The organism is Streptomyces sp. NPDC033229 (assembly GCF_055576875.1).
The window spans coordinates 9522-24221 of the sequence record NZ_JBVIQR010000061.1; the positions used below are offsets into that span (position 1 = coordinate 9522).

The 14700-nt window shown below is 73.5% G+C and carries 13 protein-coding genes; 8 read left to right on the forward strand and 5 right to left on the reverse strand.

Annotated features, from left to right (window positions below; all coding sequences use genetic code 11):
• Positions 1-160: 160 nt before the first annotated feature.
• Positions 161-1765, reverse strand: a complete 1605-nt coding sequence (locus ACZ53N_RS32445) for a BACON domain-containing protein (protein ID WP_469144385.1) — start codon at positions 1763-1765, stop codon at positions 161-163.
• 221 nt (positions 1766-1986) lie between these two features.
• Between ACZ53N_RS32445 and radA the strand changes: the two genes are divergently transcribed.
• Positions 1987-3402: a DNA repair protein RadA gene (radA, locus tag ACZ53N_RS32450; RefSeq protein WP_385972938.1), complete on the forward strand. Its 1416-nt coding sequence runs from the start codon at positions 1987-1989 to the stop codon at positions 3400-3402.
• A 126-nt stretch (positions 3403-3528) separates the two neighbouring features.
• A complete protein-coding gene (gene disA, locus ACZ53N_RS32455) occupies positions 3529-4653 on the forward strand; it encodes a DNA integrity scanning diadenylate cyclase DisA (protein WP_130878256.1) in 1125 nt (374 codons plus the stop codon).
• Between the two features lie 145 nt (positions 4654-4798).
• Here disA and ACZ53N_RS32460 read toward each other — a convergent pair whose 3' ends face one another.
• Positions 4799-5608 (reverse strand): hypothetical protein, encoded by an 810-nt coding sequence (locus ACZ53N_RS32460; protein WP_469144386.1) that lies wholly within the window; start codon positions 5606-5608, stop codon positions 4799-4801.
• Between the two features lie 231 nt (positions 5609-5839).
• On the opposite strand from ACZ53N_RS32460, the gene ACZ53N_RS32465 reads away from it, so the two are divergent.
• On the forward strand, positions 5840-6427 hold the full coding sequence (locus ACZ53N_RS32465) for a phosphatase PAP2 family protein (RefSeq protein WP_469144387.1): 588 nt from the start codon (positions 5840-5842) through the stop codon (positions 6425-6427).
• A gap of 51 nt (positions 6428-6478) precedes the next feature.
• Here the strand turns inward: ACZ53N_RS32465 and ACZ53N_RS32470 are convergent, their stop codons facing one another.
• The 3 genes from ACZ53N_RS32470 to ACZ53N_RS32480 form a co-directional block, all read right to left on the reverse strand.
• Complete coding sequence (locus ACZ53N_RS32470; RefSeq protein WP_469144388.1) at positions 6479-6958, reverse strand: pyridoxamine 5'-phosphate oxidase family protein; 480 nt, start codon at positions 6956-6958, stop codon at positions 6479-6481.
• A gap of 84 nt (positions 6959-7042) precedes the next feature.
• A complete protein-coding gene (locus ACZ53N_RS32475; protein ID WP_469144394.1) occupies positions 7043-7666 on the reverse strand; it encodes a response regulator in 624 nt (207 codons plus the stop codon).
• 35 nt (positions 7667-7701) lie between these two features.
• Positions 7702-10038: a histidine kinase gene (locus tag ACZ53N_RS32480; RefSeq protein ID WP_469144389.1), complete on the reverse strand. Its 2337-nt coding sequence runs from the start codon at positions 10036-10038 to the stop codon at positions 7702-7704.
• Between the two features lie 110 nt (positions 10039-10148).
• On the opposite strand from ACZ53N_RS32480, the gene ACZ53N_RS32485 reads away from it, so the two are divergent.
• The 5 genes from ACZ53N_RS32485 to cseC all read left to right on the forward strand — a co-directional run bounded on the left by ACZ53N_RS32485 (position 10149) and on the right by cseC (position 14609).
• Positions 10149-11042, forward strand: coding sequence for an HhH-GPD family protein (locus ACZ53N_RS32485; RefSeq protein ID WP_469144390.1), 894 nt, complete (start codon positions 10149-10151; stop codon positions 11040-11042).
• Positions 11043-11273: 231 nt separating this feature from the next.
• Complete coding sequence (locus ACZ53N_RS32490) at positions 11274-11822, forward strand: SigE family RNA polymerase sigma factor (protein WP_130878261.1); 549 nt, start codon at positions 11274-11276, stop codon at positions 11820-11822.
• Positions 11810-12469, forward strand: a complete 660-nt coding sequence (locus tag ACZ53N_RS32495; protein ID WP_469144391.1) for a hypothetical protein — start codon at positions 11810-11812, stop codon at positions 12467-12469. The genes ACZ53N_RS32490 and ACZ53N_RS32495 overlap by 13 nt, the downstream gene beginning before the upstream one ends.
• Before the next feature lie 7 nt (positions 12470-12476).
• Positions 12477-13184 carry a two-component system response regulator CseB gene (cseB, locus tag ACZ53N_RS32500; protein ID WP_469144392.1) on the forward strand — a complete coding sequence of 236 codons (708 nt, stop codon included), beginning with the start codon at positions 12477-12479 and terminating at the stop codon, positions 13182-13184.
• Positions 13185-13310: 126 nt separating this feature from the next.
• Entirely contained in the window at positions 13311-14609 is a 1299-nt protein-coding gene (cseC, locus tag ACZ53N_RS32505) for a two-component system sensor histidine kinase CseC (RefSeq protein WP_469144393.1), read from the forward strand.
• Positions 14610-14700 lie beyond the last annotated feature (91 nt).

Here is a 14700-nt window from a genome sequence, read left to right on the forward strand (position 1 = left end):
CGCAGGTCAACTCGTGGCACTCGGAGAAGGCACCGAGGACAGGCCCGTCGGGCTCAGGCCCGTTTCACCCAGCAGACCGCAGGTCAACTCGTGGCACTCGGAGAAGGCACCGAGGACAGGCCCGTCGGGCTCAGGCCCGTTTCACCCAGCAGACCGCAGGTCAACTCGTGGCGCTCGGAGAAGGCGCCGGGGGCGGGCCGGTCGGGCTCGCGGGCGGCTGGGTCGCGGCGGGGGTCGGCTCGGGGGCCGCGCCGCGCCCCTCGATCGTCACCACGGAACCGCCCGGCGCGACGGACACCCGCGCCGTCCAGTGCCCCACCGGCTCCCGGTCCTGGTCGACATAGACCGTGACGGTCACCGACTGGCCCGGGGTGAGCACTCCGCCCACCCGGTTCAGCCGCAGCCACGGCGCGTCGGTCGTCATCGACCAGCGCACCGGCTGCCCGCCGCCTGCGGTCAGCGTGATCAGCGTGGTGCCCCCGCTGGGCTGCGCCTCGACCGTCAGCCGACCGGGCCCGTGGCCCGGTCCGGACGGGGCCGGCAGCGGCCGGGTGCTGTCGCCCGGTGCGGGCGAGGCAGTGGCGGCGGCCGCCACCGGCACGGGTCTGCCGTCCGGGCCGAGGACGGCGACCGAGACGTCGGAGGCCCGGCGGCGCACGGCCGAGCGCGCGTCGGTCGACGTGTGGAACCGGCCGACCTCCTCGTACGGGATCCGGCCGAGCCCGTCCGTCTCCCGGGCGGAGACCGACGCCGTGTCCTGCCCCTCCCCGATGTCCGGCCCCCCTCGGTAGGCGGCCCACAGGGCCAGCACGGGGGCGGCCACGACCGTCGCGACGACCGTCGTCGTCACGGCTCTGCTGCGCAGCCTGCCGCGCCGCGCGACACGGTCCTTGGGGGCCAGCGGGAATCCCTTGCGGTCGAACCGGGGCATCACCCCGGCCGGCGCCGCGCGCTGCGGGCGTGCGGCCAGGGCGCAGAGCATGGCGGCGTGCGCCGCCGCGCGCGGCGCCTCGAGCACGGGCAGCGCGGCGGTGGACGCCGACGTACCCGGCCAGGGGTCGCCCGCGTTGGCCCGCTCGGCCGTCCGCCGGCAGTCGGCGCAGTCGTCGACGTGTCGTACAAGCTCGCGCCGCAGCGCGGCCCCCAGCAGCATCTCCGTGTCACCCGCGAACCGCGCGACGACGGGGCAGCGGCCGGACTCCACGACGGCCAGCGCGGTCCGGGTCCGCTCCACCTCGCACGCGGCGCTGGACAGCAGCGCCCGGGTGGCGTCGGGGTCCAGCCGCAGCACGACGCCGACCTCGTGGGGGGTGAGGCCGTGGCGGACGGCCAGTTCGAGTGCCTCGCGCTGCTCGGGGGTGGTGCCGGCGGCCTCCGGCCAGGCCAGCAGGGACAGCTCCGCGCGGCGGTGGGCGGCCAGGGACCCGGTCGGGACCGGCTCGGCGACCTTGGCGCCGCGCTCCGCGAGCCTGCGCAGACAGGCCCAGCGGGCCAGGGCGTACATCCAGGGGCGGCGCATCTCCTCGTCGGCGGGGGCCCGGTCGGCACGCCGCTCGGCGAGGGCGAGCGCCTCGCCGAGCACGGAGGTGGCGGAGTCGTGCTCGCACAGCACGGACAGGCAGTAGGTGAACAACCCGTCCAGAAACGGCTCGTACCGCACGGGCGGCCGCTGCACGAGGGTGTCGTCGACCGCGCGCGGCGCACGGCGGTGTGGATGAAACGCGCCGGTGGCGTACGTAGGGTGCTCGGGGCCGCTGCTTGTCATCCCGGCGACGGTAGGCGGATGACGCACCCTCCCTCGTCCTGCTCGCACAGGTTTAACCCGTTCGGGTGACCATCTCCCTCGAAGGGGGACAGGAACTGTACGTTCCGGCCGGAGTGACCGAGGGGGAGAGGACCGGGGTGGGTCGGGGTGGCGGTCGGCCGTGCCCGTCCTGTCGGGGCGCTGTCGCAGGCGCTGTCAGTGGGCACCGCTACGGTGACCCCATGGCTGCCCGCACCGCTCGCTCGTCCGCCAAGGACCGGCCCTCCTACCGCTGCACCGAGTGCGGCTGGACCACTGCCAAGTGGCTCGGCCGCTGCCCGGAGTGCCAGGCGTGGGGCACGGTCGAGGAGTACGGCACGCCCGCCGTCCGCACGACGGCGCCCGGCCGGGTGACCTCCGCCGCGCTGCCCATCGGCCAGGTCGACGGCCGGCAGGCCACCGCGCGCAGCACCGGCGTGGACGAGCTGGACCGCGTGCTGGGCGGCGGGCTGGTGCCCGGCGCGGTGGTGCTGCTCGCGGGCGAGCCCGGCGTCGGCAAGTCCACGCTGCTGCTGGACGTGGCGGCGAAGGCCGCGTCCGACGAGCACCGCACGCTGTATGTGACGGGTGAGGAGTCCGCGAGCCAGGTGCGGATGCGCGCCGACCGCATCGGCGCGCTCTCCGACCACCTCTATCTCGCCGCCGAGACCGATCTGTCCGCCGTCCTCGGCCATCTCGATTCCGTGAAGCCCTCCCTCCTGATCATGGACTCGGTGCAGACCGTGGCCTCCCCCGAGATCGACGGGGCGCCCGGCGGGATGGCCCAGGTGCGCGAAGTGGCGGGCGCCCTGATCCGGGCCTCCAAGGAGCGCGGTATGGCCACCTTGCTGGTGGGCCACGTGACCAAGGACGGCGCGATCGCGGGCCCCCGGCTGCTGGAGCACCTGGTCGACGTCGTGCTGAGCTTCGAGGGCGACCGGCACGCCCGGCTGCGCCTGGTGCGCGGCGTGAAGAACCGCTACGGCGCCACCGACGAGGTCGGCTGCTTCGAGCTGCACGACGAGGGCATCACCGGCCTCGCCGACCCCAGCGGCCTCTTCCTGACCCGGCGCGCCGAGCCCGTTCCCGGCACGTGTCTGACGGTCACCCTGGAGGGCCGCCGCCCGCTGGTGGCCGAGGTGCAGGCGCTGACGGTCGACTCGCAGATCCCCTCGCCCCGCCGCACCACCTCCGGTCTGGAGACCTCGCGGGTGTCGATGATGCTGGCCGTGCTGGAGCAGCGGGGCCGGATCAGTGCCCTCGGCAAGCGCGACATCTACAGCGCCACCGTCGGCGGTGTGAAGCTCTCCGAGCCGGCCGCCGACCTCGCCATCGCGCTCGCCCTCGCCAGCGCCGCCAGCGACTCCCCGCTGCCGAAGAATCTGGTGGCCATCGGCGAGGTGGGGCTCGCGGGCGAGGTCCGGCGCGTCACGGGCGTGCAGCGCCGCCTGGCCGAAGCCGCCCGCCTCGGTTTCACCCACGCCCTCGTGCCCTCCGACCCGGGGAAGATCCCGGCCGGTATGAAGGTTCTGGAGGTGGCGGACATAGGCGACGCGCTTCGGGTGCTGCCCAAGCGGGTACGCCGGGAGAGCCGGCGGGAGGCCGATGCGGACGCCTGACCGGAGGAGCCCTCTCTAATAGTCTGGGCGCCAGTAGACTTTGCCCTGGTCTCGCCCGTACGTACGCACGTACGCGACAGCCAGGGCGGCCTGCGGCACCGATGACCTTGCGACCGGAGGAGTGCAGTGGCAGCCAACGACCGGGCATCGGGCCCCGGCAAGGCCGGGGGAAGCTCCGGTGCTGACGGTCTGATGCGCGCTTCGCTGAGCGCCGTCGCGCCCGGCACACCCCTTCGGGACGGTTTGGAGCGCATTCTCCGCGGCAATACCGGCGGGCTCCTCGTCCTGGGCATGGACAAGACCGTCGAATCGATGTGTACGGGCGGATTCGTCCTCGATGTCGAGTTCTCCGCCACCCGGCTGCGCGAGCTGTGCAAGCTGGACGGCGCGCTGATCGTCGACAAGGACATCACCAAGATCGTGCGAGCGGGTGTGCAGCTCGTCCCGGACGCCTCGATCCCCACCGAGGAGACCGGCACCCGGCACCGCACCGCCCAGCGCGTGTCCATCCAGTGCGGTTACCCCGTCATCTCGGTCAGCCAGTCGATGCGGCTGATCGCGCTGTACGTGGGCGGTGAGCGCCGGGTCCTGGAGGAGTCGGGCGCGATCCTCTCCCGTGCCAACCAGGCGCTGGCCACCCTGGAGCGCTACAAGCTCCGTCTCGACGAGGTGGCCGGCACGCTCTCCGCCCTGGAGATCGAGGACCTGGTCACCGTCCGCGACGTCACGGCGGTCTCGCAGCGGCTGGAGCTGGTCCGCCGTATCGCCACGGAGATCGCGGAGTACGTGATCGAGCTGGGCACCGACGGCCGTCTGCTCTCGCTCCAGCTGGAGGAGTTGATCGCGGGCGTCGAGCCGGAGCGCGACCTGGTCGTGCGGGACTACGTCCCGGAGCCCACCGCCAAGCGCACCCGCACGGTCCCGGAGGCGCTCTCCGAGCTGGACTCCCTCAGCCACGCGGAGCTGCTCGAACTGCCCATCGTCGCGCGCGCCCTGGGTTACAGCGGCTCCCCCGAGACGCTGGACTCCGCGGTCTCCCCGCGTGGCTACCGTCTGCTGGCCAAGGTGCCGCGGCTGCCCGGCGCGATCATCGACCGGCTCGTCGAGCACTTCGGCGGGCTCCAGAAGCTGCTCGCCGCGAGCGTGGACGACCTCCAGACGGTCGACGGCGTCGGCGAGGCCCGCGCCCGCTCGGTCCGCGAGGGGCTGTCCCGGCTCGCCGAGTCCTCGATCCTCGAGCGTTACGTATAAGCGGTACGTGTAGCGGTCGCGTCCGGACCGTTCGCTTCGTCCGATGGCTACGGCCGGGCCCCTCTTCGCGAGGGGCCCGGCCGTAGTCGTCTGTCCGCGCCTTGGATCAGGCGTTCCGATCAGGTGGATCGATCAGGCCTTCCGATCAGGCTTTCTCCAGCGTGAAGTTCACCGTCTCGGTAACCCCTGCGATCTTGACCTCGACCTTGTAGGCCCCCGGTTCGGCGGTCGTGGACCCCGACGGCGTCGCGCAGCGCGGGGCGCTGCGCGTGCGGTCCCACTCCAGCGTGCTCTTGATCTCGCCCGAGCCGGGGAGCTCCAGCAGCACGGGAGCACCGCTCCTGGCGCAGTCGTCGGACGCCCAGACGTGGTCGCTGCCCTCGGACTTCACAATCTTGAGGTTGGCCGCGGCCGATCCGAAGTCGACCTTGCAGGCGGAGCTGCCGGTGTTCTTCACGACGAACTCGAACTTCGGCTTCTCGCCCGGCTTGTAGGCGTCCTTCACGCTGCGCACGCTCACCTGTACGGATCCTGACGCACAGTCGGGCAGCTTGGAGCCGGCCGGAACGGCCTTGCCGTCGCCCGTGCCCAGCCCGCCACCGCCACCGGAGCCGCCGGAGCCTCCCGTGCCGCCGCCGGTGCCCGCGCCGCCGCTGCCGGAACTTCCCGTTCCGCCATGGTCGCCGCCGGCGCCGCCGTTGCCCGATTCATCGCGGCCGCCCGGCCGTTGGCTGAAATGCGGCCCCGAGGGGGTGGGGCCGGGCGTGATGGTGGTGTCACCGGGACCCTTGCCGTTCGATCCATTGGACCGATCGTCGTCGGAGCCGCCACCACCTCCGAGGACGGCCCACAGCACCAGCAGCACGAGAAGGCCGAGCAGGCCAAGCGCAACTGCCCTCCGCCGCCAGTAGATGGAGGAGGGAAGCGGCCCGATCGGATTGCGCAGAGATCCCACGCGAAGACTCTACGAGAGATCGGCCAGGGCACCAGCCAGTACCCGCCGTAGGAGTGCAGACTTTTCTCATCATCTACCCGGTTCCGGGCACCGCCATCCACACCTCGGCGACCTACCCGCATCGGCACCTACGCACATCGGAGAACGATGGCGCCATCCGACGAAGGTCAGACCATGGCCCTGCCGATGGGCCGATGTGCCGTGCACCCGGTGGTTCATAACGTCCCCACCATGGACAACGATCTCTATCGCGACATCACCGAGCACGCCCGCAGCACCCCGGAATGGCTCCACTCCCTCGCGGAAGTCGGCACCGAGGCCGGACTGTTGCTGCTGATGGCGGTGGCCGTCGGAATCTGGTGGCGGGCCAGGCGTGGCGGGGCGCGCGGGGTGGCGCTCGCGGCACTCGTACCGGTCACCACTGCGGTCGCGTACGCCGTGAGCGAGGTGGTGAAGAGCCTCGTCGAGGAGGTCAGGCCGTGCCGTGCGGTGACCGGAGCCGCCGCGTCCCTCGCCCCCTGCCCGGCGCCCGACGACTGGTCGTTCCCCAGCAACCACGCCACCCTCGCGGCCGCCCTGGCCACCGGAATCGCGGTCACCCGACGGGTGATGGCGTGGCTGGTGCTGCCGCTGGCGGTGCTGGTCGCCTTCTCCCGGGTCTTCCTCGGCGTGCACTATCCACACGACGTGGCGGTGGGCCTCGCGCTCGGCGCCGCCGTCGCGCTGCTGGGCGCCCGGCTGCTCACGCGACGGGGCACGGCCCTGGTGGAACGGGCCCGGGCGGGAACGGGCCCGTGGAGCGTCCTGGTCAAGGGGTGACAAAGGCGCCACAGGTTGTCCTGGGACCGGCGCGTTCGACCGGACGTGCCGTCAGGCTCCGGCAGGGGTCGGCCACTCCGTCTTGTGGCCGAACCCCTGGCCGTTGTCGACCAGGCGCAACCAGTCGGGTCGCAGCTCCCACAGGTCCTCGCGTTCCATCGCCTGCCGGAGCTGCTCGGTCTGCTCGACGTAGGGGAAGCGCGTCCTGAACGACTGCCAGGCGGCCTCGCGCTCCGCCCCCTCCAGACGGCGGCAGACGCCCCGGCCCTGAATGCCGGTCAGGGCCACCCAGTCCTGGTGGTCACGCTGGGCGGTGAAGGCGACGCGCGTCTCGCCGTCGCGCAGGGCACGGCCGTGACGCGTGGTGGCCGAGGTGACGAATACCAGCGCGGGCGCGGACTCCTCGGCGGGCGCGTAGAGCACGGCGCACGCCTGGGGGCCGTCCTCGTCGGTGTACGCCAGGGTCAAGGTGGTGTGGGCGTCGAGCGCGGCGAGGAGCTCCAGCGGGGGGCGGGAGTGAGTTTCGGTCATGATCCCCATTCCACCCCGATCGGCCCGGGGGTACCAGCCGGGTACCGGCCAGGCGCCGGTCATGGGGACCGAGGGAGTGGCCGGTCAGCCCTCGGTCACCAGCCTGGCCTCGTAGGCGACGATCGCCGCCTGGACGCGGTTGCCGACCTCCAGGTGGTTCAGGATCGCGCTCACGTAGCCCTTGACCGTGCCCTCGACGAGGTGCAGGCGCCGGGCGATCCCCGCGTTGGACAGCCCGGCCCCCACCAGGGCCAGGACGTCCCGCTCGCGTGCGGTGAGCCCGGCGGTCCGGGCACGGGCGGCGGCGCCGCGCGTCAGCCGTTCGCCACCCAGCTCGGCGATGACGTGCCGGGCCACTTTCGGGGAGAGGTACGCGCCGCCGTCGGCGACGGCGCGGACGCCGGCCATCAGCTCGTTGGGGTCGCCGGACTTGAGGAGGAACCCGGTGGCCCCGCCGCCGAGGGCGCGGGAGACGTAGGCGTCCTCGGAGAAGGTGGTGAGGATGGCCACGGCCGTGCCGGGGTGGGTGCGGCAGATCTCCTCGCACGCGGCGAGCCCGTCCAGGCGCGGCATCCGGATGTCGAGGAGCGCCACGTCGGGCCGGTGCGCGCGGACCGCCTCGACGGCCTCGCGGCCGTCCGCCGCCTCGGCGACCACGTCGATGCCCGGGTCCGCGGCGAGGATGGCCCGTACACCTGCCCGGATCATGGTCTCGTCGTCCGCGAGCAGCACCCTGATCGCCGTCACCGCACCCACTCCTTCTCTTCCTGCTGTACGACATCGAGCCCAACGGCCCGGGGAACGGCGTGCTTCGACACGAGGCGGCCGTCGCGGAAGCAGAGCCGGAAGTGGTCGACGCTGACGAAGAGCTCGCCGGTCGACCGGTAGTAACGGCACTGCGCGCCGGGCGGCGGGGGCACGGTGGCCCGATCGGCCGGTGGATCGGTGACGGTCAGATCCGGCAGGACGGGCGCGACGTCCGCGTAGGGCGCGCCGACGCGCAGGCCCGCGTAGGCGGCGGGCGTCAGCACGGAGTGCGTCTTGATGTAGGCGTACCAGCCGAAGGCGCCCGCCACGAACAGGGCGGCGCAGACGCCCGCGACGACGAAGGGCACGACGGCGCGGCGGCGTGCCGCACGGCGGGCACGGGCGAACGCGTGCCCGCCGGCGGTGCCGCCGGACACGGCGGCCTTCCCGCCCCCGGCCGCCGGGGTTTGCGGCAGCCGCGCCACCACCCGGAAGCCGCCCTCGTACGGCCCCGCCACGCACTCGCCTCCGGCGAGGGCGGCCCGTTCCCGCAGGCCGAGCAGGCCAGTGCCGGACGGCGTCGCGGCGGGGTTCTCACGGGTGTGCGCCTGGGTGCGGCCGGGGGCTACCACCGGGCCGGCGGCGGTACGGGCCCCCGGCCCGAAGGGCCCGGTAGCGCCGGACGGGGGGTCGTCCCGTGCGGGCGCCCGCCCGACGTCGAACGGCGGCAGGCCGACGGCGGTGCGTCGCCCCGGCCCGAAAGGTCCGTTTGCGCCTGACGGAGAGCCCTCCCGGGCGGACCTCCGCACGGCGCCGAGCGGCGGCAGGTCAGGGCGGGTGGCGCCGAGGCCGTCGGGGGCCGCCGCTCCCGAGGCCGCGTCCGGCGCCGGGCCGTCCGAAGCCGCCGGGCCGTTCACGACCGTCACCACGGTCTCGTGCGGACCACGCTCGACCGTCACCTCGACCTCCGCGCCCGGCGCGTGCTTGGCCGCGTTGGTCAGGGCCTCCTGCACCACCCGGTACGCGGCACGCTCCGCCATGGTCGGAGCACCGGAAGCGGCCCGCCGCGCGCCTGCCGACATCGCTCCGACGGAGTCCTCGGCTTCCGGCACCGGCTGCCGGGCGGCGGCACTGGCGATGTCGGCTTCGGCCGAAACACCGCCCCGCACGGTCCCCCTCCGGCCGGTCGCGGCCCGCGTCACTCCACCGTCTCCGGACACCGCGCGCCCGCGCACCGGCTGCCCGGCCCCGGCCGCGGCGACCTCGGTCGGAACACCGTGCCGCACGGTCTCCTCCCGGCCGGCCACAGCCCCCGACACCCCGGAAGCCGCGCGCCCGCGCAGGCGCACCGGCTGCCTGCCACGGGCCGTGCCGACCACAGCCCCCGACGCCCCGCCGTCCCCGGAAGCCGCGCGCCCGCGCAACCGCACGCGCAAGCCCGAGGTCGCCGCCCGCTCGACGAGGGCCGGGATCGTCTCGTCCGCCGGTACGAGCGGGGCCGTGGGCGGGGTGGGCCCGGAGTCGGGGTCGCGGAGGACGCCGATGATGTCGTGGAGGCGATCCGTCGCGGCGGCAGCCGCTTCGCGGAGGTCCGCGGCCGCCGTGCGGTGGGCGGGGTCGAGGCCCGGGGCGACCTGGAGGGCGCCGGCCCGCAGGGCGATCAGGCTCAGCTCGTGGCCGAGGGAGTCGTGCATGTCCCGGGCGATCCGGGCCCGCTCGCGCAGCCGGGCGCGGTCCGCGACGATCTCCTGCTCGCGCTCCAGTTGCGCCGCGCGACTCCAGCCCGCGGCCACCAGTTCGCGGTACTGGCGCCGGTAGCGGCCGGTCAGCCAGGGGAATACCCCGCCGAACAGCAGCGTGCCGATCAGAACCAGCCATTCGATCACCGGGTCGACGCCCCGGAGGAGCACGAGCGCCGTGCCCGCCGCGGCGATCCCCGCGAAGGCCGACCGGGCCGGGCGCGGCGCCGCCGAGCGACGGCCCAGCAGATAGCCGAGGATCGACAGCGCGGGCCCGTACGAGAGCGTGAAGAGGGACGGCGAGGCGGCGAGGCCCAGGGCCGCGGCGAGGAGGAGTGCCGGCACGGGCCGGGTCCGCGACACGGCGGCGGCCACCGCGAGCACGCCCAACGCGCCCACCTGCCGCCACCAGGGCTGCGGCGCGGCCAGACCGAGCCAGGCGCTGCCGAGTGCGGGCGCGGCGAGCACCGCCCACAGCAGGGCGCCCCGCAAGGCGTCCCGCAGGGCCCGCCCGTCCGGTACCGCCCGCCACGCCGTCGGAAACCGCCACGCCGTCGGAAACCGCCCCGTCCGCGGGGTCGTCGTGCGTCTCACCGCCTCGACGGTACAAGTGTCCGCCCGTCGCGCGCCCCTGCCGAAAGTCAGGTGTTCGGGGCCCGGCGCGTTTCCCCGTCGTGCGCGCCCGTGCCAGGATCGGGTACGCCATGACTGTCATGCCCCAGACGCCCACCGTCCTGCACGCCCCCGTCATCGACTGGTTCGACGAGCACGCCCGCGATCTGCCGTGGCGCCGCCCCGAGGCCGGGCCGTGGGGGGTGATGGTCAGCGAGTTCATGCTCCAGCAGACCCCCGTCAGCCGGGTACTGCCGGTCTACGAGCAGTGGCTCGCCCGTTGGCCGCGCCCCGCCGACCTGGCCGCCGAGCCGCCCGGTGAGGCGGTGCGCGCCTGGGGCCGGCTCGGCTATCCCCGGCGCGCGCTGCGGCTGCACGGCGCGGCGGCGGCGATCACGGAGCGGCACGGCGGCGAGGTGCCGCGCGATCACGCCAAGCTGCTGGCGCTGCCGGGTGTCGGCGAGTACACGGCGGCCGCCGTGGCGTCCTTCGCGTACGGGCAGCGACACGCGGTCCTCGACACCAACGTCCGCCGGGTCTTCGCCCGGGCGGTGAGCGGCGCGCAGTACCCGCCGAACGCCACCACGGCCGCCGAGCGCAAGCTCGCCCGCACGCTGCTCCCCGAGGAGGAGCCGGTCGCCGCGCGCTGGGCCGCCGCGACGATGGAGCTCGGGGCGCTGGTCTGTACGGCGCGCACCCCTTCCTGCGCCCGCTGCCCGATCGCCGGGCGCTGCGCCTGGAAGGCCGCCGGTTCGCCCGCCCACGACGGCCCGCCGCGGCGCGGCCAGACCTACGCCGGTACGGACCGGCAGGTGCGCGGCAAGCTGCTGGCGGTGCTGCGCGAGGCGGTCGGGCCGGTGCCGCAGTCCGCGCTGGACGCGGTGTGGGACGAGCCCGTGCAGCGGGCCCGCGCGCTGGACGGCCTGGTCGCCGACGGCCTGGTCGAGCCGCTCGCCGACGGGACCTACCGGCTGCCGCTGACGTAGCCGGACCCACAGCCCCGCCGGTTGCCTTTGTTTCGACGCCGTGTGCTCGTTTCGCCCTGCGAAACGGACAGAGCCGCTCTTTCCTCCCCGCTGTTACACAACCTATGGGTAGCTGTGCACCAGTCGAAGGGCTGCTGCACATCACGCCGCAACAGCGTCTCCGTAGCGTCCTACTCGTGCTGGAGGACCACCAGCGTGACGTGGGGACGCAAGCGGAATGGAGGCTGCGAGATGGCCAGCAGCGGCAAGGTTCTGGACTTCGAAGAGTACGTGCGCAACCGTCAGGACGCCCTCCTGCGCAGCGCCCGCCGTCTCGTGCCGGACCCCATCGACGCGCAGGACCTCCTCCAGACCGCCCTGGTGCGCACCTACGGCCGCTGGGAAGGCATAGCGGACAAGTCGCTGGCCGACGCCTACCTGCGACGTGTCATGATCAACACTCGTACGGAGTGGTGGCGCGCCCGGAAGCTCGACGAGGTGCCCACGGAGCAGCTCCCCGACGCCCGCGTCGAGGACGGCACCGAGCAGCACGCCGATCGCGCCCTGCTGATGGACATCCTCGGAGTCCTGGCACCCAAGCAGCGCAGTGTGGTCGTGCTGCGACACTGGGAGCAGATGAGCACCGAGGAGACCGCGGAGGCGCTCGGCATGTCGACCGGCACGGTCAAGAGCACGCTGCACCGGGCCCTGGCGCGGCTGCGCCAGGAGCTGGAGAGCCGTGATCTGGACTTCCACGCCCTCGAACGCAGCGAGCGGGGGCAGGAACGGTGCGCGGCCTGAATAAGGCGGCTCCCCTCAAGCCGGCACTGATCACCGGCGGCGCGGTCGCGGGAATGGCCGCCGTCGCCGGTCTTCTGCTTGCCGGCTGCGACGCGAGCAGTCAGGGCGTACGGAAAGAGGGCCCGGCCCAGAGCCAGTCCGCGGCGAAAGCCACCCGTATGCCTCCGGCGTCGGCCACTCCCCCCCAGGAGAAGGTCGACGCCGTCAAGCTGATCAAGGGCGACCCGAAGATCGGCGAGCAGATCAAGAAGAACCTCAAGCCGTGCGTGAAGAACCAGTACCCGGTGGACATCACCTACGGGAAACTGACCGAAGGCTCCCGTTCCGACCTCGTGGTGAACATCCTGACCTGCGGTGACGGCATCGGCATCGGCTCGTATGTGTACCGTGCCAAGGGCGACGGATACGAGAACGTGTTCGTGGCCGAGCAGCCGCCCGTCTACGCCGAGATCGACCGCCGCGACCTCCGGGTCACCAAGCAGGTCTACGGCCCCGGTGACGCGGTGTGCTGCGCGTCCGGCGAAGATGTCGTGACGTACCACTGGTCGGGCAAGGAGTTCCGCGAGACCGGCCGCACGCACACCGACTACAGCAAGACGGGGAACGACGGCAAGGCCGATCTCCCGAGCGAAGGAACGGAGGGCTGAGAGCGGCGTGGGCGATACGCATGTGCTCTTCGTCGAGGACGACGACGTCATCCGCGAGGCCACCCAGCTGGCGCTGGAGCGCGACGGCTTCGAGGTGACCGCGGTACCCGACGGGCTGACGGGGCTGGAGAGATTCCGGGAGCGTCAGCCGGACATCGCGTTGCTGGACGTCATGGTCCCGGGCCTGGACGGCGTGAGCCTGTGCCGCCGGATCCGTGACGAGTCCAGCGTGCCCGTGATCATGCTCTCCGCCCGTGCGGACTCCATCGACGTCGTGCTCGGCCTGGAGGCCGGCGCCGACGACTATGTGACCAAGCCCTTCGACGGTGCCGTGCTCGTCGCCCGGATACGGGCCGTGCTGCGCCGCTTCGGCCACGCCAGCGGCCCGAACGGCAGCGCCGCGTCCGAGAACCCCGACGCCATCGAGGGCGGCGTGCTGCGCTTCGGTGACCTGGAGGTCGACACGGAGGGCATGGAGGTCCGCAAGGCCGGTCTGCCCGTCGCGCTGACCCCGACCGAGATGCGGCTGCTGCTGGAGTTCTCGGCCGCGCCCGGCACCGTGCTCTCCCGGGACCGGCTGCTGGAGCGGGTCTGGGACTACGGCTGGGGCGGCGACACCCGCGTGGTGGACGTGCACGTACAGCGGCTGCGGGGCAAGATCGGCCAGGACCGGATCGAGACGGTCCGTGGTTTCGGCTACAAGCTCAGAGGCTGAGCGCCAGGTGGTGAACCCCCGCATGGCGAAGGGCACGATCGCGCAGGACACGATCACCGTCGCAGTTGAGTTCGATTCTGATCCGGCGACGTCCGTTGTCCTTGCGGTGCAGGCCACGGTCGCGCCGTGGTGAAGCTCGCTCTCCGCAGCGGGCTGCGCTGGAAGGTCAGCCTGGCCATCGCCGGCGTCGGCGCCCTGGTGGCCGTCGCGCTGAGCCTCGTCGTGCACAACGCGGCCCGCGTCTCCATGCTCGACAACAGCCGCGACGTGATGGACGAGCGGGTCCAGGTCGCCCAGCGCTTCTACGAGACCACCGGCCGGCTGATGCTCCGCGCGAAGCTGGACGACCCCACGCTGCCGAAGCAGCTGCGCGACGCCGCCGACATCGGGCTGCGCGCCACCTACCTCCAGGACTCCGGCGACGGCGCCCCCGAGGTGTGGGCCTCCGTGCCGCTGCGCAACGGCAAGGTCCTCTCCATCCACACCCGCTTCAAGGACCGCTTCGACATCCTCGACGACCTCGACAAGGCGCTGATCGTCGGCTCGGTCTCGGTCGTCCTCGGCGGCTGCGCGCTGGGCATCCTGGTGGGCGGCCAGCTCTCGCGGCGGCTGCGCAAGGCCGCGACCGCCGCCCGCAAGCTCGCCGACGGCGACCCGGACGTCCGCGTCCGCGAGGCCATCGGCGGCCGGGTGCGCGACGAGACCGACGACCTCGCCCGCGCGGTCGACGGGATGGCCGAGGCCCTCCAGGACCGGCTGGAGGCCGAGCGACGCGTCACCGCCGACATCGCGCACGAACTGCGCACCCCCGTCACCGGCCTGCTCACGGCCGCCGAGCTGCTGCCGCCGGGCCGCCCCACCGAGCTCGTACGGGACCGGGCCCAGGCCATGCGCACGCTGGTCGAGGACGTCCTGGAGGTCGCCCGCCTGGACGGCTTCGCGGAGCGGGCGGAGATGCAGGAGATCGAGCTCGGCGAGTTCGTGCTCCGACGGGTGCGGGCCGCGGCCCCGGACGCGACGGTCAAGGTCGTCCGCGACGCCTACGTCTCCACCGACCCCCGCCGCCTGGAGCGGATCCTCGGCAACCTGCTGGCCAACGCCGCCAAGCACGGCAAGGCGCCCTTCGAGGTCACGGTCGAGGGCCGCGTCCTGCGCGTGCGCGACCACGGCCCCGGCTTCCCCGAGGAACTCCTGCGGGAGGGCCCGAGCCGCTTCCGCACGGGCAGCAAGGACCGCGCCGGCAAGGGCCACGGCCTGGGCCTGACCATCGCGGCCGGCCAGGCCCGCGTCCTCGGCGCGCGACTCACCTTCCGCAACGCGGACCCGACGGCGGAAGGCGACGGAGGCGCGGTCGCCGTGCTCTGGCTGCCGGAGTCTTCGCCGACGGCGACCGGCAGTTTCCCGATCATCCAGGTGCCGGACTAGGTGTGTTGTTCGGACAGGTTGGTGACGCGGCTGGCTGGTGGGTGGCCGTCGATGCCGGTGTGGGGTCGGTGGTAGTTGTACCAGTCCAGCC